The organism is Saccharothrix mutabilis subsp. mutabilis, from assembly GCF_039521145.1.
Lineage (GTDB): Bacteria > Actinomycetota > Actinomycetes > Mycobacteriales > Pseudonocardiaceae > Actinosynnema > Actinosynnema mutabilis.
This window is the reverse complement of sequence record NZ_BAAABU010000011.1, coordinates 128,432-146,956: the sequence shown is the minus strand read 5'-3', so window position 1 is coordinate 146,956 and position 18,525 is coordinate 128,432. Positions and strand designations below refer to the sequence as shown.

Annotated in this window: 12 protein-coding genes; 7 read left to right on the top strand and 5 right to left on the bottom strand. The window is 72.2% G+C overall.

Annotated features, from left to right (window positions below; translation table 11 throughout):
* The first annotated feature begins 48 nt into the window (after positions 1-48).
* Positions 49-1,230, top strand: a complete 1,182-nt coding sequence (locus tag ABD126_RS23640; protein WP_343936070.1) for an MFS transporter — start codon at positions 49-51, stop codon at positions 1,228-1,230.
* Here ABD126_RS23640 and ABD126_RS23635 read toward each other — a convergent pair.
* Positions 1,196-1,765 (bottom strand): DUF3558 family protein, encoded by a 570-nt coding sequence (locus ABD126_RS23635; RefSeq protein ID WP_343936069.1) that lies wholly within the window; start codon positions 1,763-1,765, stop codon positions 1,196-1,198. The two genes, ABD126_RS23640 and ABD126_RS23635, sit on opposite strands and share 35 nt — an antisense overlap.
* An 80-nt stretch (positions 1,766-1,845) precedes the next feature.
* Between ABD126_RS23635 and ABD126_RS23630 the strand changes: the two genes are divergently transcribed.
* Both ABD126_RS23630 and ABD126_RS23625 read left to right on the top strand, forming a co-directional pair.
* Complete coding sequence (locus ABD126_RS23630) at positions 1,846-3,798, top strand: bifunctional copper resistance protein CopD/cytochrome c oxidase assembly protein (RefSeq protein WP_343936068.1); 1,953 nt, start codon at positions 1,846-1,848, stop codon at positions 3,796-3,798.
* A 57-nt stretch (positions 3,799-3,855) separates the two neighbouring features.
* Positions 3,856-4,092 (top strand): sigma factor-like helix-turn-helix DNA-binding protein, encoded by a 237-nt coding sequence (locus ABD126_RS23625; RefSeq protein WP_425542866.1) that lies wholly within the window; start codon positions 3,856-3,858, stop codon positions 4,090-4,092.
* On the opposite strand, the gene ABD126_RS23620 is transcribed toward ABD126_RS23625, so the two are convergent.
* The 4 genes from ABD126_RS23620 to ABD126_RS23605 all read right to left on the bottom strand — a co-directional run bounded on the left by ABD126_RS23620 (position 4,070) and on the right by ABD126_RS23605 (position 7,011).
* The gene (locus ABD126_RS23620; protein ID WP_343936067.1) at positions 4,070-4,468 is read right to left on the bottom strand and encodes a hypothetical protein; all 399 of its coding nucleotides are present in this window, start codon (positions 4,466-4,468) and stop codon (positions 4,070-4,072) included. The genes ABD126_RS23625 and ABD126_RS23620 overlap by 23 nt on opposite strands.
* Before the next feature lie 203 nt (positions 4,469-4,671).
* Positions 4,672-5,472 (bottom strand): ABC transporter permease, encoded by an 801-nt coding sequence (locus tag ABD126_RS23615; RefSeq protein WP_343936066.1) that lies wholly within the window; start codon positions 5,470-5,472, stop codon positions 4,672-4,674.
* Between the two features lie 7 nt (positions 5,473-5,479).
* The gene (locus ABD126_RS23610; protein ID WP_343936065.1) at positions 5,480-6,406 is read right to left on the bottom strand and encodes an ATP-binding cassette domain-containing protein; all 927 of its coding nucleotides are present in this window, start codon (positions 6,404-6,406) and stop codon (positions 5,480-5,482) included.
* Entirely contained in the window at positions 6,403-7,011 is a 609-nt protein-coding gene (locus ABD126_RS23605; protein WP_343936064.1) for a TetR/AcrR family transcriptional regulator, read from the bottom strand. Before ABD126_RS23605 ends, ABD126_RS23610 begins: the two co-directional genes overlap by 4 nt.
* 171 nt (positions 7,012-7,182) lie before the next feature.
* On the opposite strand from ABD126_RS23605, the gene ABD126_RS23600 reads away from it, so the two are divergent.
* From ABD126_RS23600 to ABD126_RS23585, 4 genes are all read left to right on the top strand, one after another.
* Positions 7,183-7,890 carry a single-stranded DNA-binding protein gene (locus ABD126_RS23600; protein ID WP_343936063.1) on the top strand — a complete coding sequence of 236 codons (708 nt, stop codon included), beginning with the start codon at positions 7,183-7,185 and terminating at the stop codon, positions 7,888-7,890.
* A 445-nt stretch (positions 7,891-8,335) separates the two neighbouring features.
* On the top strand, positions 8,336-10,012 hold the full coding sequence (ettA, locus tag ABD126_RS23595) for an energy-dependent translational throttle protein EttA (RefSeq protein ID WP_343936062.1): 1,677 nt from the start codon (positions 8,336-8,338) through the stop codon (positions 10,010-10,012).
* An 18-nt stretch (positions 10,013-10,030) separates the two neighbouring features.
* Positions 10,031-13,339, top strand: coding sequence for a hypothetical protein (locus tag ABD126_RS23590; RefSeq protein WP_343936061.1), 3,309 nt, complete (start codon positions 10,031-10,033; stop codon positions 13,337-13,339).
* A gap of 206 nt (positions 13,340-13,545) precedes the next feature.
* The gene (locus ABD126_RS23585) at positions 13,546-18,510 is read left to right on the top strand and encodes an NAD-glutamate dehydrogenase (RefSeq protein WP_343936060.1); all 4,965 of its coding nucleotides are present in this window, start codon (positions 13,546-13,548) and stop codon (positions 18,508-18,510) included.
* Positions 18,511-18,525 lie beyond the last annotated feature (15 nt).

Sequence of the window (18,525 nt, the reverse complement as noted above, 5' to 3'; positions counted from 1 at the left end):
CGGGTAATCGATTGGACGTTCTGAAGCGCTTCAGCCACACTCGGACGCGTGTCCCGTGCAGCCGTCTTCGCCGTCTTCCTGTTCAACGGTGCCCTCTTCCTGTCCTGGGCTGCCCGGATGCCCGCGCTCGCGGCCCAGGTCGGCGCGACGGAGGGCACCCTGGGCCTCGCCCTCCTCGGCGCGAGCATCGGCCTCGCCCTGACCGCGCCCTTCGCCGCCCGCGCCTGCGCCACGCTCGGCGCGCGCAAGCTGGTGACCGCCGGCGTCGCGGTCACGGTCGTCGCCGTGCCGTCGCTCACCCTCGCCGACACCCCGCTGCAGCTCGGCCTGATCCTGTTCGTCCTGGGCTCCTGCGGCGCGACCCTCGACGTCGGCATGAACGTCGCCGCGGTCGCCGTCACCCGCGCGCTCGACCGGCCGCTGATGCCGCAGTTCCACGCCGGCTTCAGCATCGGCGGACTGGTCGGCTCGCTCGGCGCGGCTGCCGCCGCCGGGGCCGGCTGGGGTCTCCAACGCCACCTCATCACCGCCGCGGTCGTCGGGGTCGTCGCGATGGCCGTGCTGATCAGGCACGTCCCGGGCGCGACGGGCGAGACGCCCGAAGCGCGGGAGGACCGCCGACCCGTCCTGCGCCGCCCGGTGCTGTGGCTGCTGGCCGGCATCACGCTGTTCTCCGCCATCGCCGAGGGCGCCGCCTCCGACTGGTCCGCCCTGTTCTTCGTGCAGGAACGCCAGGTCGGCGAGGCCGCCGCCGCGGCGGGCTACGCCGGGTTCTCCGTCGCGATGGCCATCGCCCGGCTGGGCGGCGAACCCGCGCAGCGCCGCCTCGGCCCGTACCGGCTGCTCGCGGGCGGGGCGATCGTCGCCGCCACGGGTCTCGCGCTGGCCGTCGCGGTGCCCGTCCCCGCCGCCGGGTACGCGGGCTTCGCGCTGGTCGGCCTGGGTCTCGCGTTCTGCTTCCCGGTGGTGATGGACCTCGCCGGCGACGCGGGCAGGCGGGCCGACGGCACCGGCGGCGAACGCGAGATCGGCCTGGTGACGACCGTCGCCTACACGGGCTTCCTGGCCGGACCGCCGCTGGTCGGCGGCATCGCGCACGCGAGCAGCCTCAGCGTCTCGCTCGGCTGCGTGGCGCTGATCATCGCCCTGATCGTGCCCACGGTCTTCGCCGCGCGCGCCGCCCGGACCAGGGAGCTCAGCCCGCGGGAAGCCGGTTCACGGCAGCCTTGATCATCGGCTGCAACACGGCGACCATCTGGTCCTCCTTGCCGCCGTTGAGCGACATGGCGACCAGGACACTTCGGTTCGGGTTCACCGCAGTGGTGGTCGTGCACACGGTCGCGTTGCCGTCCCGCTCGCACAGCACCCAGGACGAGTGACCCTCCACGACCACCTCCCGGCCCTTCGGCTGCCGGTCCCGCACGTGCTCGTACTTCTGGTACAGCGCGGCCACCACGCTGCCGTCGGGCAGCACGTACTGGCACGACTCCTGGATCAGGTCGTCCTTGCGCGCCGGGTCCTTGACCAGCGACCCGACCGGCTTGAGGTCGTCGCCGGTGAGCAGCTTGCACGGGTCCACCCCGGCCACGGACCGCTGCTTGGCGATCTTCGGCGCACCACCGGCCGTGCCGGACGCGGTCGTCGAGGGCGTGGCCGACGGTGTGAAACCGGCCTCGGGCAGCGCGTCGCCGTTGATGGTGTAGCTGCACCCCGAGAGGACGAACGCGGACAGGGCCACCAGGAGCAACGTGCGAGTGCTGGTCACGACAGGCAACCGTAGCCGGTGTGATCGCCGCACGTCCGGCGGTTGGTGGTCGTGCCACCGCTCCGCCTACGCTCGACGGCGTGCCCATCGACGCGCCCTCCCGAACGCAGCGCACCGGTCTGATCCCCCTGCTGGTGGTCGGCACGGCGATAGCCGCGCTGGTCGCGGCGGGCCTCGCGACGCTCACCGGCGCGGACCGGGTCGGACTGCTGGTGGTGCGGGTGCTCACCGAGTCCGCGGCGGCCGTGACGATCGGCTCGCTGCTGCTCGCGGCCTTCCTCGTCCCGCCCCAGGAGAACGGCAACCTCGCCGCCGACGGCTACGCGGCGCTGCGCACGGCGGCCTGGACGGCCCTGGTGTGGACGGTGGGCGCGGTGGCGTCCGTGCCGTTCACCGTCGCCGACGCCCTGGGCCAGCCGGTGGGCGCGGTGATCGAGCCGTCCGTGCTGTTCCAGCTGGCCGGGTTCATGGAGCAGGCCAAGGCGTGGATGATCACCGCCGTCGTGGTCGCGGTGCTCGCGCTGGGCTGCCGCCTGGTGCTGTCGTGGGGCTGGACGGTGGCGTTGTTCCTGCTGTCCGTGTTCGCCCTGATGCCGGTCGCCGTGACCGGGCACTCCTCGGGCGGCGGCGCGCACGACGTGGCCACCAACAGCCTGCTGTACCACCTGGTGGCGGCGGCGCTGTGGGTCGGCGGGCTCATCGCGCTGCTCGCGCACGGCCGGCGCGGCGGCGACCACCTCGGGCTCGCGACGTCCCGGTTCTCCAAGCTCGCGCTGGTGTGCTGGCTGGTCATGGCCGTTTCCGGCGTCATCAACGCCAAGGTGCGGCTGCCGTGGAGCGTGCTGTTCACCAGCGAGTACGGCGTGCTGGTGCTGGCCAAGGTCGCCGCGCTGGTCGTCCTGGGCGTCTTCGGCTACCTGCACCGCACCAGGAGCGTCAAGGAAGTCGTGGCCACCGGCGCCGGTCGCTCGCTGCTCAAGCTGGCCGGTGTCGAGATCCTGCTGATGTTCCTCACCCTGGGCCTGGCCGGCGCGCTGAGCCGGACGCCCCCGCCGCCGGAGGGCCGGGCGTTCCCCAGCACGGTGGAGATCCGCATCGGCTACGACCTCGCCGGCGCGCCGACGCTCACCCGGCTGCTGTTCGACTGGCGGTTCGACCTGATCTTCGGCGCGGGCGCGATCGCGTTGGCCGTGGTGTACCTGCTGGGCGTGCGGCGGCTGCGCAAGCGCGGTGACGCGTGGCCGGTGGGGCGCACGATCGCGTGGGTCGCGGGCTGCCTGACCGTGCTGCTGGCCACGTCGTCGGGTATCGGCCGGTACGCGCCCGCGATGTTCAGCATCCACATGGAGAGCCACATGCTGCTCTCCATGCTCGCCCCGATCCTGCTCGTCCTGGGCGGCCCGGTGACCCTGGCGCTGCGCGCGCTGCCGGTGGCGGGCAAGGGCAACCCGCCCGGTCCGCGCGAGTGGGTGCTGGCGGTGGTGCACTCGCCGGTGGCGCGGGTGCTGACCAACCCGTTCGTGGCGCTGGCGCTGTTCGTCGGGTCGTTCTACGGGCTGTACTTCTCGGGCCTGTTCGACTGGGCGCTGGACTTCCACTGGGCCCACCTGCTGATGAACCTGCACTTCATCCTGGTCGGGTACGTCTTCTACTGGCCGGTGATCGGCATCGACCCGGCCCCCAAGCGCCTGCCGCCGCTGGGCCGGCTGGGGCTGCTGTTCGCGTCCATCCCGTTCCACGCGTTCTTCGGCATCGTGCTGATGAGCTCCCAGACCGTGATCGGCGAGAACTTCTACCGCGGGCTGGCGCTGCCGTGGGTGACCTCGCAGCTGGAGGACCAGCGGCTGGGCGGCGGCATCGCGTGGGCGGCGGGCGAGGTGCCGCTGATCGTGGTGATGGTGGCCCTGCTCGTGCAGTGGGCGCGCTCGGACGACCGGGACGCGCGCCGCGCCGACCGCAAGGCCGACTCCGACGGGGACGCCGACCTCGCCGCCTACAACGCCATGCTGCGCAAGCTGTCCGAACGGGAGTAGCGCCGCGCTGTCAACCGCCCTCGCCGACCAGGTCGTCTGGGAGTCGGAGGGGATCACATGCGGGAGCACCCGACGGCGGACGACGACTTCGCGGAGTTCGTCCGGACGAGCACCGGTCCGCTGCTGCGCGCGGTGCTGGTGCTGCGCTTCTTCGAAGACCGCTCGGTCGAGGCCACGGCGGAGGCGCTCGGGTGCTCGACCGGTTCGGTGAAGACCAACACGGCCCGCGCGCTCGCGGTCCTGCGCGCCGACGAGACCCTCCGCGAACTCGTCACCGGAGGAGGCAACCGATGAGCGTGCGCCAGTTGTTGACCGACGTCGTGCCGGACCTGCCCGACGACCCGGACCGGTTGGAGGGCGTCCGCCGCCGCTTGCGGGCCCGCCGCCGGCGTGGCGCGGTCGCGGCCGTGTCCGCGATCACCGCGGTGCTGGCGACCGGGGCGGTCGCGGTGTCGGGGAGCACCGGCTCGTCCGACCCCGGCCGGGTGGTCACCGTGCCCGCCGAGTGCCCGCAGCGGGCCGCGGGGGAGTCGTCGCCGGCGAAGACCGTTCCCGCTGATGAGCCGCTGCCGCAGGGCGGGGTGGTCGGGGCGACGCTGTGCGTCCACCTGCCCGACCTGCGCCCCCGGCCGTTGCCGGACGGGCCGACGACCCTGGAGTGGACGTCCAAGCAGTTGGGGCACGTCGGCCGTGACGTCGGCGAGGTGGTCGAGTCGGTCGAAGCGCTGCCGACGGCAGGCGGGGCCCCCGCGTGCCGGCTGGTGCTGGCTCCCGACTACGAACTCGTGCGGAGACCGGCAACGACATCCCGTCCCAGGGTTGGGGCTGGTAGCCCCGGGGCGCTCCGCGCGGTGGGCGGAGCGCCCGCACGGCCTAGAGCGGCTTGCGGAAGCCCCGCACCGCGAACACCCAGCCGACGACCGCGAGCCCGGCACTGGTCACCAGCGCGCCCACCAGACCGCTCACCGGGTGCGCCAGGGCCAGCGCGCGGGCCGCGTCCACGGCGTGGGTCAACGGGTTGACGTTCGCCACCGCCTGCAACCAGCCCGGCAGGCCGGACACCGGCACGTAAGCGCTGGAGGCGAACATCAGCGGGAACATCGCCAGGAAGCCGACGGTCTGCATCAGCTCGGCGTTGCGCACCCAGGTCGCGATGGCGAGGAACACCCAGCCCAACCCCCAGCCGACCGCCAGCGACAACGCCAGCGCGACGGTCACGCCCGCCACCCCGCCGGCGGGGGAGAAGCCGAAGATCGTCACCGCGAACAGCAGCATCAGCACCAGTTGCGCGGCCGTGCGGACCAGGTCGGACAGGCTGCGGGCGACCAGGACCGAGCCCAACCGGATCGGCAGCGACCGGAAGCGCGCCAGCACGCCGTTCTTCATGTCGGTCACCAGGCCGACACCGGCCTGCAGGGCCGACTGCATCGCGGTGTTCACCAGGATCGCGGGCATCAGGTAGTCGATGTAGGCGACACCGGCGGGGAAGCCCGGGGTGTTCGCGATGCTCGCGAAGATCTGGCTGAACAGGGTCAGCATGATCAGCGGTTGCAGGACGCTGAAGACGATCATGCGCGGGTCGCTGACCAGGGTGCGCAGCGACCGCTGGGTCAGCACCAGAACCTGGGTGCCGAAGTCCGTGCCACGCCAGCGCGTGGCCGTGAGGGTGGTCATGGCTCTCCTAAGCGGCGTGCGCGAGGGTCAGGTAGACGTCGTCCAGGGTCGGTTCGGCCAGGGCCAGCTCGGTGGCTTCCAGACCGACCTCGTCGAGCGCGCGGACCACCACGGCCAGCTCGCGGGACGACGTGACGGGGGCGGTGAGCGTGGCGCCGGCCGCGACCGGCTGCATCCCCGCCCGTTCCAGGGCTTCCTGCGCCTTGGGCACGTCCGAGGCGTCGGCCAGGGTGACGGTGACCGTGCGGCGGCCGACCTGGGCCTTCAGCTCGGCGCTGGTGCCGGCCGCGACGACCCTGCCCTGCGCCAGCACGGTGATCCGGTCGGCGAGGCGGTCGGCCTCGTCCAGGTACTGGGTGGTCAGCAGGACCGTGGTCCCGTCGTCCACCAGGCGTTCCACGACCTCCCACAGGCCCAGGCGGCTGGCCGGGTCCAGGCCGGTGGTCGGCTCGTCCAGGAAGACCACCTCGGGGTGGCCGACCAGACCGGCGGCGAGGTCGAGCCGGCGCCGCATGCCGCCCGAGTACGTGCGGGAGGGGCGCTTGGCGGCCTCGGTGAGGTCGAACAGCTCCAGCAGCTCACCGGCCCGCGCCTTGGCCTCCCTGGTGGACGCGCCGAGCAGCCGGGCGATGAGGACCAGGTTGTCCAGGCCGGACAGGCCCTCGTCCACGGAGGCGAACTGGCCGGTGAGCCCGATCCGGCTGCGGACCTGGTGGGCCTGGCGGACCACGTCGAAGCCGGCGACGCGGGCGTGGCCCGAGTCCGGCGGGAGCATGGTGGTGAGGACGTTGACCAGCGTGGTCTTGCCCGCGCCGTTGTGGCCCAGCAGGCCCAGGACGGTGCCCTTCGGGACGGAGACGCTCACCCCGTCCAGCGCCTTGTGCGCGCCGAACGCCTTGCCGACGTCCGTCGCCTCGATCATCGGGTCGTTCACCGGTCTCCCCTCAGTACGCCGTGCAGGAAAAGCTCCACGAGTTGGTCGGTGTCGGCGGCGGAGTCCCCGAACCCGTCGCCTTGCATGCGGTTGGTGAACACCAGGCCGAGCAGCAGGCGGGCGGCCAGTTCGGCGTCCACGCGCAGGTCCGCCGCGTCCGGCTCGAACAGCCGCGCCACGCCCTCGGAGATGCGCTGCATCTCGACCGGCGGGCCCTTCTGCTTCTGGTGGTCGGGGTGGTAGCCGGAGTCGCGCAGGACGCTCATCAGCTTCCACATCCGGTCGAGGTAGCCCGAGACGGCGCTGATGGCCCAGGACAGCCGTTCGGGGAGCGTGGCGGCCTGGCGGGCGTCGTCGAGCAGGGCCAGTTCGGCGTCCACGGCGAGGACGGACTGCACGCAGGTGGCGAGCAGTTCCTGCTTGTCCTTGAACGCGCGGAAGACGGTGCCCTCCGCGATGCCCGCGGCCTTGGCGATCTGGCTGGTGGTGACGTTCGCGCCCTGGTCGAACAGCAGCGGCACGGTGGCTGCGACGATCGCCTCCCGGCGGTCCTCGGGGCTCATCGCGGGGGCGCGCCTGCGCTTCTGCGTCGTGTCCTCGGGCATGGTGCCGACTGTATGAGTGAGTCCTCACTCATGTCAACGAGTGAGGACTCACTCATTCGCGGTTGTCCACAGGTCCCGAGTTGTCCACAGATCGCCGGCTCGTGCTTCCCGCCCTGCTCAGCGCCCAGGAACCTGGTCTCACGGAGATCGCTTCGATTCGAGGAGGACGTCATGGCCTACAACGAGACGCGCGTCACGCTGACCGGTTCGGTGGCGAGCGAGGTGACGTGCACGAAGGTGGGGACGGGCCACAGCCGCGCCAACTTCCGCATGCTGACCCGCGAGCGCCTCTGGGACGTCGAGCGCAGGCTGTGGGTGGACGGCAACCACATGTTCCTGTCGGTGACGTGCTGGCGCGACCTGGCCGACAACGTCAAGGCGTCGCTGGCCAGGCACGACCCGGTGGTGGTCGCGGGCAAGCTGACGGTGAAGGAGCTGCCGGAGGGCGAGCGCTACCGCCAGTTCATCGACGTAGAGGCCTACGCGGTCGGCATAGACCTGACGAGATGCTCCGCCGCCATCACCAAGCCCCAAGCCCCAGCCGACACCACTCCCACACCGCCCGACACGCCGGCGCGCGGCAAGCGGCCCGCAAAGCCATCCGAACCCGACAGCGCCGCCACCCCGCCCGCTGCTGCCACCCCGCCCGCTGCGGCGAGCCCGCCCGCTGCGGCGAGCCCACCCGCTGCCGCCAGCCCACCGGCCGCCGACGCCCCGGCTGCCGCCCCGCCCGCCGCCGACAGCCCACCCGCCCCCACGACCCAGCCCAGCCCTGCCGACACACCCGCCGTCGCCACGCCGCGCAAGGAAGGCGAAGTCCCCCGAACCCGCTCCAAGACCCGCTCCCCCCTCAAGGAGGCGGACAAGGTGCCCTTCTAACCCCCACCCGTCCCACCACGTGGACACCACACGCGAATCCACCGCTAGTGGAGCAGTCGGCAGCCGGTGCGCGGTGACGCTCGGCAGCGGGCTCGCGCAACCGAAGTCGCGGCCTGAGCCGTTCGGGGCATGAATGGCCGAAACGGGTCCGGCCACCGGCCGAGGTTGCACAATGCCCGTCGAGTGTCGCCGTCACCGAGCTGTCGAGGAGGGAGGTCGTGGGGTCGGCGTCCGTCGGCGGGTCCCGTGCAGGCATGAGGGCTTGACACCGCACCGAGTTCGCGCATCAGGCCGGATCCGCTGGTCACAGCGCCGCACCTGAGTGGTCACCGCACGCTGTTACAGGTGTGGGTGACCCACGTTCGCGTTAACTCTGCGTTGTCGCACCCTTCGTTGCCGGCGTCCGAGGTACTTGCCCGATCGGCACCGCTCTACGATCGCGGGCATGGCCGAGTTCATCTACACCATGAAGAAGGTGCGCAAGGCGCACGGGGACAAGGTCATCCTCGATGACGTAACGATCATGTTCTACCCCGGTGCGAAGATCGGCGTGGTCGGCCCGAACGGCGCCGGCAAGTCGAGCGTGCTGAAGATCATGGCCGGCCTGGACACACCGGGCAACGGCGAGGCGTACCTCTCGCCGGGCTACACGGTGGGCATCCTCCAGCAGGAGCCGCCGCTCAACGAGGAGAAGACCGTGCTCGGCAACGTCCAGGAGGGCCTGGGCGAGATCAAGGTGAAGCTCGACCGCTTCAACGAGATCGCCGAGAAGATGGCCGTCGACTACTCCGACGAGCTGATGGAGGAGATGGGTGCCCTCCAGGAGGAGTTGGACCACGCCAACGCGTGGGACCTCGACTCCCAGCTGGAGCAGGCGATGGACGCCCTGCGCTGCCCCCCGCCCGACGCCGAGGTCAAGAACCTCTCCGGTGGCGAGCGCCGCCGCGTCGCCCTGTGCAAGCTGCTGCTCAGCAAGCCCGACCTGCTGCTGCTCGACGAGCCCACCAACCACCTGGACGCGGAGAGCGTCCTGTGGCTCGAACAGCACCTCGCCCAGTACGCCGGTGCCGTCCTGGCGGTCACCCACGACCGGTACTTCCTGGACAACCTCGCCGAGTGGATCCTGGAGCTGGACCGGGGCAAGGCCCACCCCTACGAGGGCAACTACTCCACCTACCTGGAGAAGAAGGCCGAGCGCCTCGCCGTCCAGGGCAAGAAGGACCAGAAGCTCCAGAAGCGCCTGAAGGACGAGCTGGAGTGGGTCCGGTCCGGCGCCAAGGCGCGCCAGGCCAAGTCCAAGGCCCGCCTCGGCCGCTACGAGGAGATGGCCGCGGAGGCGGAGAAGACCCGCAAGCTCGACTTCGAGGAGATCCAGATCCCGCCGGGCCCGCGTCTGGGCAACGTCGTGGTCGAGGTGGACAACCTCAAGAAGGGCTTCGGCGACCGCGTGCTGATCGACGGCCTGTCGTTCAGCCTGCCGCGCAACGGCATCGTCGGCGTCATCGGTCCGAACGGCGTGGGCAAGACGACGCTGTTCAAGACCATCGTCGGCCTGGAGGAGCCCGACGCGGGCACGGTGAAGATCGGCGAGACGGTCAAGCTGTCCTACGTCGACCAGAACCGCGCCGGCATCGACCCCAAGAAGAACGTGTGGGAGGTCGTCTCCGGCGGCCTGGACTACATCCACGTCGGCAACGTCGAGATGCCGTCGCGGGCCTACGTCAGCGCGTTCGGCTTCAAGGGCCCGGACCAGCAGAAGCCCGCGGGCGTGCTGTCCGGCGGTGAGCGCAACCGGCTCAACCTGGCGCTCACCCTCAAGCAGGGCGGCAACCTGATCCTGCTCGACGAGCCGACGAACGACCTCGACGTCGAGACCCTCGGCTCGCTGGAGAACGCCCTGGAGCAGTTCCCCGGCTGCGCCGTGGTCATCTCCCACGACCGCTGGTTCCTCGACCGCGTCGCCACGCACATCCTCGCGTGGGAGGGCACGGACGAGAACCCGGCGCAGTGGTACTGGTTCGAGGGCAACTTCGAGGGCTACGAGAAGAACAAGGTGGAACGCCTGGGCGCGGAGGCGGCACGTCCGCACCGCGTCACGTACCGCAAGCTCACACGAGACTGAGCCGAGGTAGGGACGATCGTGGCGGCGAGGGGCGAAGCGCAGGCGGACGTCGAGGTGAGCACGCTGGTCGTGCCCGCCTGGCGGCTGCGTTGGCGGGCACCGGAGCTGGCTCTGGTGCTGGGCGAGCGCGCGGTGGCGCTCGCCTCCGCCCGCCGCGACGAGGTCGACCGGTTGCGCGCGGAGTCGTTGGTGGTCTTCGCGAGCAACCAGGTGGGCCGGAGCGTCAAGGTCGCCGACCGGGCGTTGGACGCCCTGAAGGCGGCCGAGGCCGAGTCGGAGCACGAGACGGCGTGGCGGCTGCGGGTCGAACTGGCCCACAGCGCCCGCGCCGTCGGCGCGCCGCTGACCGGGTTCGCCGCGGTCCGGCCGGTGCTGGAGGCCGAGGGCGTCCCGGACGCGCTGCGGGCCTCGGCGCTGGTCCAGGCGAGCGAGTGCCTGGTGTCGGTCGGGCGGGGTTCGGCGCTGACCCAGGCGCTGGAGGAAGCCGACCAGCTCTACACCGCCGACCCGGTGCTCGACCACGACACGGCGTTGCTGCTGCGCGGACTGCTCCGCGCGGCGGCGGCCGGTCAACACCGCCGCTGGGGTGACCTGGAGGCGGCGATCGCGGCGGCCCGCGAGGGGATCGAGCTGCTCGACCAGCTGGGTGACGCCGAGGCCGACAGCGGTCAGGTGCGCGGCAGCCTGGTCGTGGAGCTGGTCTGCGCGCTCATGGACGCCGACAAGCACGCCGAGGCGTCCGAGGCGGGCACCCCGTTCCTCGAACGCCCGGTGCGCTCGCCGTCGGCCACGCCCGCGGGGTGGCTGCGGCTCGCGCTGGCGACCCGCGTGCACCTGCCGGCGGGCCGCGTCGACCAGGCACGCGACCTGTTGCGCGAGGCCGCCGACAGCGCCGAACGCCACCAGTTGGACACCCTGCTGGCCGAGAGCCTGTTGGCGTTGGCGCACGTGCACGAGGTGTCCGGTGACCTGACCGAGGCGCTGGCGAACCTGCGTTCGGCGCACGCGGCGGAGCGCAGGCGGGCCAGGTCCGTCTACGCGGTCCGCGCGCGGCTGGCCGCCGAGTTCTCCGGCGTGCACCGCCAGCCGGCCGGCCTGCACGACCAGTTGGCGGCCGTGCTCCGCCGGGAGGCCGCGTCGGGCGAACGCCGGGAAGCGGCGCTGCCCCCGGAGGTCAAGCAGCAACTGCGGCAGTGGCGCCCGGTCCAGGTCCACCGCACCGAGGGCCTGCGCGTGAAGCGGGCGCGGCGGGCCGCCGAGGACATGACGGTGGAAGGCCTCTCGGCGGCCAGGGCCCACGCCGCCGACCGCTGGAGGCTGGTCCAACCCTTCGGCGACCCGGCGGAAGCCGAACGCAAGCCAGGGGGCCGCCGCCGAGCGCCAGAGCCGGACGCCCAGGCTCCCGACACCACCACCGCCCAGGCGGGCGCGACCCCGGAAACCACCCAGGGCCGCCCGGAACACACCAGCACGGCCGAAGCACGCCCGCGCCCCCGCGGCGGCACGTACCTGGAACAGGCCTTCGCCCACCACGAGCCGCCCACCCCACCCCTCTTCCCACCCCTACCCCCGGCGCTACAGCCACAACCCGCCACCCAACCCACACCCGCGCCACCGCCGCTGCCCGCTCAGCCCGCGCCGACCCAGGAGCCCGCCGCGCCCGCAACGCCGCCGCTGCCCACACAGTCCGCGCCCACCCAGGAGCCGGCCGCGCCCGCGACGCCACCGCTCCCGCCGCCTGCTCAACCCGCGCCCACCCCGGAGTTCGCCGCACCGCAACCTCCGCCGACGTCTGTGCCGCCGACGTCTGTGCCGCCCGCGACAACGGTTCTGCCCGCGCCCGCCGCGCCGGCCAGCGCTCCGCCACCTGCGCCGGCGACCCCCGCGCCGCAACCTCCGCTGGCGACCCCTGCGGCGCAACCTCCGCTGGCGACCCCTGCGGCGGCGAGCCCTGCGCTGGCGAGCCCTGCGCCCGCCGCTGCTCCCACGACTCCAGCTGGTCCGGCCACTCCAGCTGGTCCGGCCACTCCGGTCGGTCCGGCCACTCCGGTCGGTCCGGCCGCACCTGCTGCGACCACCCAAGCCGAGAGCGCCGCGCAGTTCCCGCCGCCCGCTCCGCCCTTCCCGGGAACGTCCTTCCCGGCGACCCCTTTCGCCTCGACGCCCATCACGTCCGCTGCTTTCTCCGCGTCCGAGCCGCCGACCCAGCCGGCCGAACCCGAAGTGTCCGAGAATCCGCCCTCGCCGAAACCCGAGCTTCCCGCGCAACCCGAAGTCGCGCCGGAAGGAAGCGGTGAGCGGACTGTTTCCGCTGCCGGTCTGATCGCCGCCGCCGGTGCGGTGCGCAGTGGCCGGCGGCGGGCGGCTCGGGAGGCTGCTGAAGGGGAGGAGCAGGCCGTCGTTCCGCAGGGCTCCGATGGCGGGAGCGTGCTGGAGACCCTGAAGGCCGCCGGGCTGTTGGACTCCCAGCGCGCCGGTGGCCGGCGGCGTGCGCCCGAGGTGGAGGAGTCCGGGCCGGCGGACGAGGTCCAGTGGCGGGTCGAGGCACCCCAGCGGTTGCGGGAGGGGGGCGACGTGGACATGTTCGACTCGCCCGCCATGGTCAAGCCCTCCGAGCCGGACGAGGACCTGCCGCCGGTCGGGCTCGGGGCCGCGTTCATCAAGGGGCCGGTCATCCCCACGGCGCGCGTGCCCGAGCCGCTGCCCGAGGCGGAGGCCGGGACGTCGGACAGCTTCCTCGGGTTCGGCGATGTCGAGCCGGACGAGCCCACCCCGACCGAGTCGACGCAGCCCGAGCCGGTGGAGAGTGTGCCTGCGGAAACGCCGGAGGCCGAGACGCCGGTGACCGAAGTGCCGGTGGCCGAGACGCCGGTGACCGAAGTGCCGGTGGTGCCCGAGCCGATCGTCGAGGAAGAGCCTGAGCCGGCGACCCGACCGGAACCGGTGTCCACGCCCGAGCCCGAACCGGTCGAGGAGCCGGCAGCGGAAGGCGAGCCCGGGGAGCCGTTCGTGCGCACGGTGGTCGTCGGCGGGCGGACCATCGACCTCACCGACGGGTCGCCCAGCGCCACGCGCGCCTCGCGCCGGCCCAAGAGCGACCTCAGCCTCGCCGAACTGCTCGCCGAAGCCCTCGTCGCCTACGAAGCCGGCCGCCGCGAGGACGAAGCCGCCCAAGCCCAGCACCAGCACCAGCACGGCCACGAGGACAGCGCCGAGAGCACGGTCCCGATCACGCCGGTGGCCCCTCCGGTTACCGACAGCGAGACGACCGCGCCCATCGAGCGGGTCACCGCGGAACCGCCCCGGTGGACGTTGCCCGAAAGCTGACAAAAGGCAATTGAGGTTTTATTGAGGTTTCCCGCGGGTAACTTCCGCGGGACGCCGAAAATAGTCCGTGTGGCCCGACTTTTCCACTTGACCGCAAGTGGCTCGATTCAGTGTCCAGGGTTGCTCCGACAGGGCGGAGCGAGTCTGGTTAAGTGGTGCGCGGACCCGGCACACAGAGGTGCCGGATAGCGTGGAGTCGCCTGAACATGACCTCGACTGGAGTCCCGTCCCGATCGGACCTCCCCACTCGCCACGACGCCGGTGCCGGCCGCACCCAGGCCAGTCCCGAACAAGCGCGTGACGAATTGATCGAACGGGCCGCCGCCGGCGCCCCCGAACTCGCCGACCTGATCCGGCTGTACTACCGCCACGTGCCCGCCGAGGAAGTCAACGACGACGACCCGGTGGACCTGGTCGGCGCGGTGCGCTCGAACTACCAGCTCGCCGAGACCCGCGTGCCGGGTCGCCCGGTGGTGCGCATCCTCAACCCCACCCGCGCCCACGACGGCTGGACGTGCCCCGCGACCGTGGTGCAGGTCGTCACCGACGACATGCCCTACCTGGTCGACTCGGTGGCCTCCGAGCTGACCCGCGGCGGCGTGCAGGTGCAGCGGGTGGTGCACCCGATCGTGGTGGTCCGCCGCGACCCGGTGACCGGCGTGCTCAACGAGGTCCTGCCCACCGCCGACCCGGCCGACCCGCCGGGCGACGCGATGGCCGAGTCGTGGATGTACATCGAGGTGGACCTGCTCACCGACCCGGACCGGGCGCGGGAGCTGGAGACCAAGCTGCACACCGTCCTCAACGACGTCCGCGAGGTCGTCGAGGACACCAGGAAGATGACCGACACGGCCCTCCACCTCGCCGACCAGCTCCAGGCCACCCCGCCCCCGCTGGGCCGCGAGGAGGTGGACGACGGCGCCCGCCTGCTGCGCTGGCTGGCCGCCGACCACTTCACCTTCCTGGGTTACCGCCGGTACGAGCTGGTCCGCGACGACCCGTCGACCGGCGGCGAACCCGCCCTGCGCGCGGTCCTGGCCAGCGGGCTGGGCGTCCTCAGACAGGACAGCCTCGCGGCGCGCAGCCTGACCGCGGGCCCCGACGCGGGCGCGCAGGCACTCTCGCCCGAACTGCTGGTGCTGACCCAGGCGAGCGCCCAGTCCAGCGTCCACCGCAGCGTCTACCCGTACTACGTCGGCGTGAAGACGTTCGACGCGGACGGCAACGTCACCGGCGAGCACCGGTTCCTGGGCGTGTTCTCCACGACCGCCCTGCACGAGGACGTCCTGGACATCCCGGCCATCGAGCGCCGGGTCCGCGACGTCATCCACCGCGCCGGCTTCCCGCTGCACTCCTACTCGGGGCAGCGGATGCTGGAGGTGATCCAGAACTACCCGCGCACCGAGCTGTTCTCGGTCGACACGGACACGCTCTACCAGACCGTCACCGGTGTCATCGCGCTCGCCGAACGCCGCCGCCTGCGGCTGTTCCTGCGCCGCGACCCGTACGGCCGCTTCTACTCGTGCCTGGTCTACCTGCCGCGCGACCGCTACACCACGACCTCCCGCCTGGCCATGCAGGAGGTGCTGATCGCCGAACTCGGCGGCGTCAACCTGGAGTACAGCGCCCGCGTCGGCGAGTCCGCGTTGGCGCGCGTGCACTTCATGGTGCACACCGACCCGAGCCGCCAGGTCGAGCCGGACACCGGCTACATCCAGAACCTGCTGGCCGAGGCGGTCCGCTCGTGGGACGACCGCATGGTCGAGGCGGTGCTGGAGGCGCAGGGCGACGGCCTGGGCGCGGAGTCGGCCTCCGAGCAGGGCCTGCGGTTCGCCGCCGCGTTCCCCGAGGCCTACAAGGAGGACTTCACCGCCGCCGAGGGCCTGGAGGACTTCCGGCGCATCGAGGCGCTGGGCCGGGGCGACCTGGACATGCAGTTCTACGTGCCGCGCGACGCGGAGCCGGGGGAGCGGCGGTTCAAGCTGTTCCTCGCCGGCGCCCGGATCACGCTGTCGGACGTGCTGCCGATGCTCCAGCGCATGGGCGTGGTCGTCGCCGACGAGCGCCCGTACGAGCTGGTCCGCGAGGACGGCACGGAGTGCTGGATCTACGACTTCGGCCTGCGCATCGACCAGGTGACCCTCGACCGGCTGTCCCAGGACGACCTGGAGTCGGTCCGCACCCGCTTCCAGGACGCGTTCGCCGCCGCGTGGCGCGGTGAGGCGGAGGTCGACGGCTTCAACACCCTCGTCCTGAAGGGCGGTCTGACCTGGCAGCAGGCCGCGATGCTGCGCGCCTACGCCAAGTACCTGCGCCAGGCCGGTGTCGCCTACAGCCAGGACTACATCGAGGACGCCGTCCTGGGCCACACCGAGGTCGCCACGGCCCTGGTGCGGCTGTTCGAGGCCCGGTTCACGCCGACGCTGGACGACGCCCACCGCGCGTCGCGCACCGAGGCCCTGGTCGCCGACATCACGGCCATGATCGACGACGTGACCAGCCTGGACGCGGACCGCATCCTGCGCAGCCTGCTCACGCTGGTGCAGGCGACGTTGCGCACCAACTACTTCGTGCGCGACGCCGACGGCAACCCGCGTCCGTACCTGGCGGTCAAGCTCGACCCGCGCGCGATCCCGGACCTGCCGCAGCCCCGGCCCCGGTTCGAGATCTTCGTGTACTCGCCGCGGATCGAGGGCGTGCACCTGCGGTTCGGCCCGGTCGCGCGCGGCGGGTTGCGCTGGTCCGACCGGCGCGAGGACTTCCGCACCGAGATCCTGGGCCTGGTCAAGGCGCAGGCGGTGAAGAACGCCGTGATCGTGCCGGTCGGCGCGAAGGGCGGGTTCGTGGTCAAGCGCCCGCCGGCCCCCACCGGCGACCCGGGCCTGGACCGCGAGGCCTTCCTGGCCGAGGGCATCGCGTGCTACCGCATGTTCATCTCCGGCCTGCTGGACCTGACCGACAACCTCAGCTCGGGCACGGTCATCCCGGCCCCGCAGGTGGTCCGCCACGACGGCGACGACACCTACCTGGTGGTCGCGGCGGACAAGGGCACGGCGTCGTTCTCCGACATCGCCAACGAGGTCTCCCAGTCCTACGGCTTCTGGCTGGGCGACGCGTTCGCCTCGGGCGGCTCGGTCGGCTACGACCACAAGGCCATGGGCATCACCGCCAAGGGCGCGTGGGAGAGCGTCAAGCGGCACTTCCGCGAGCTGGGCGTGAACACCCAGGCGCAGGACTTCACGGTCGTCGGCGTCGGTGACATGTCCGGTGACGTGTTCGGCAACGGCATGCTGCTGTCCGAGCACATCCGCCTGGTGGCCGCGTTCGACCACCGGCACATCTTCATCGACCCCAACCCCGGCGCGGCGACCAGCTACGTCGAGCGCAAGCGGCTGTTCAACCTCCCGCGCTCCTCGTGGGACGACTACGACCGCTCGCTGATCAGCCCCGGCGGCGGCGTGTGGCCGCGCACCGCGAAGTCCATCCCGGTCAGCGAGCAGGCGCGCGAGGCGCTGGGCCTGCCCGAGGGCGTGGTGAAGCTGTCGCCGCAGGAGCTGATGAAGGCGATCCTGCTCGCCCCGGTGGACCTGCTGTGGAACGGCGGCATCGGCACCTACGTCAAGGCCGGGGCCGAGTCGCACGCCGAGGTCGGCGACAAGGCCAACGACGCCATCCGCGTCAACGGCGCCGACCTGCGGGTCAAGGTCGTCGGCGAGGGCGGCAACCTGGGCCTGACCCAGCGCGGGCGCATCGAGTTCGCCCGCGCCGGCGGCAAGGTCAACACCGACGCCCTGGACAACTCGGCCGGCGTGGACTGCTCCGACCACGAGGTCAACATCAAGATCCTGCTCGACGAGCTGGTCCGCGAGGGCAAGCTCGACCAGCGGCAGCGCAACGAGCTGCTCGGCCAGATGACCGACGAGGTCGGCGAGCTGGTGCTGGCCGACAACTACTCGCAGAACCAGGTCCTGGGCGTGTCCCGGGCGCACGCCGCGCCGATGCTGTCGGTGCACGCCCGCCTGGTGGCCGACCTGGAGCAGCGCGGGCACCTGGACCGGGCGCTGGAGGCGCTGCCGTCGGCCGCGGAGTTCCGGGCGCTGGAGAAGGCCGGCGACGGCCTGACCTCGCCGGAGCTGGCGACGCTGCTCGCGCACGTCAAGCTCGCGCTCAAGGAGGAGGTGCTGGCCAGCGACCTGCCGACGATCGACGTGATCGCCCGCAGGCTGCCTGACTACTTCCCGACCGAGCTGCGCGAGCGCTTCGCCGACGCGATCGGCAGCCACCCGCTGGCCCGCGAGATCATCACGACCGTCCTGGTCAACGAGGTCGTGGACGGCGGCGGCGTGTCCTACGCGTTCCGGCTGGCCGAGGAGATCAGCGCGTCGGCGACCGACGCCGTCCGGGCCTACACGGTCGTCACGGCGATCTACGACCTGCCGTCGCTGTGGCGCGACATCCGCGCCCTGGACACCAGGATCGCCACCGACGTGCAGGACGACATGGTCCTGGAGAGCCGCCGCCTGCTCGACCGCGCGTCGCGGTGGCTGCTGACCAACCGCCCGCAGCCGCTGGCGGTCGGCTCGACCATCGCCCGGTTCGCCGGCGTCGTCGGTGATCTGGCGCCCAGGACGCTGGACCTGTTGCAGGGCCGGGAGAAGGAGTCGGTGCTCGCGCACGTCGAGCGCCTGACGACGGCCGGCGTGCCGGAGGACCTGGCCCGCCGGGTCGCGGTGCTGCTGTTCACCTACGGCCTGCTGGACGTGACCGAGGTGGCGGAACTGGCCGAACGCGAGGGCGAGGGCCACGGCGTCGGCCCGGAGCGCTCGCACCTGGAGACCGCGGAGCTGTACTTCGCGCTGTCCGAGCACCTGGACGTGGACCGGATGCTCAGCTCGGTGAGCGGCCTGGAACGCGGCAACCGCTGGCACGCCCTGGCGCGGCTGGCCCTGCGCGACGACTTCTACTCGTCCCTGCGGTCGATCACCATCGACGTGCTGCGCTCCAGCGAGCCGGGCGACACCCCGGCGGAGAAGATCGCGACGTGGGAGCAGGCCAACACCTCGCGCCTGGCCCGCGCCCGCGCGGCCCTGGAGGAGATCAACCGGGCGAGCCGCCTGGACCTGGCGACCCTCTCGGTGGCCGCCCGCCAGGTGCGCAGCATGATCCGCTAGGCACGAACCGGCGGG

Bases quoted from the DNA above. Each gene is read 5' to 3' on its own strand.
- ABD126_RS23600 (WP_343936063.1), top strand. From the start codon at position 7,183: ATGGCCTACAACGAGACGCGCGTCACGCTGACCGGTTCGGTGGCGAGC.
- ABD126_RS23605 (WP_343936064.1), bottom strand. From the start codon at position 7,011: ATGCCCGAGGACACGACGCAGAAGCGCAGGCGCGCCCCCGCGATGAGC.
- ABD126_RS23615 (WP_343936066.1), bottom strand. From the start codon at position 5,472: ATGACCACCCTCACGGCCACGCGCTGGCGTGGCACGGACTTCGGCACC.
- ABD126_RS23625 (WP_425542866.1), top strand. From the start codon at position 3,856: ATGCGGGAGCACCCGACGGCGGACGACGACTTCGCGGAGTTCGTCCGG.
- ettA (WP_343936062.1), top strand. From the start codon at position 8,336: ATGGCCGAGTTCATCTACACCATGAAGAAGGTGCGCAAGGCGCACGGG.
- ABD126_RS23585 (WP_343936060.1), top strand. From the start codon at position 13,546: ATGACCTCGACTGGAGTCCCGTCCCGATCGGACCTCCCCACTCGCCAC.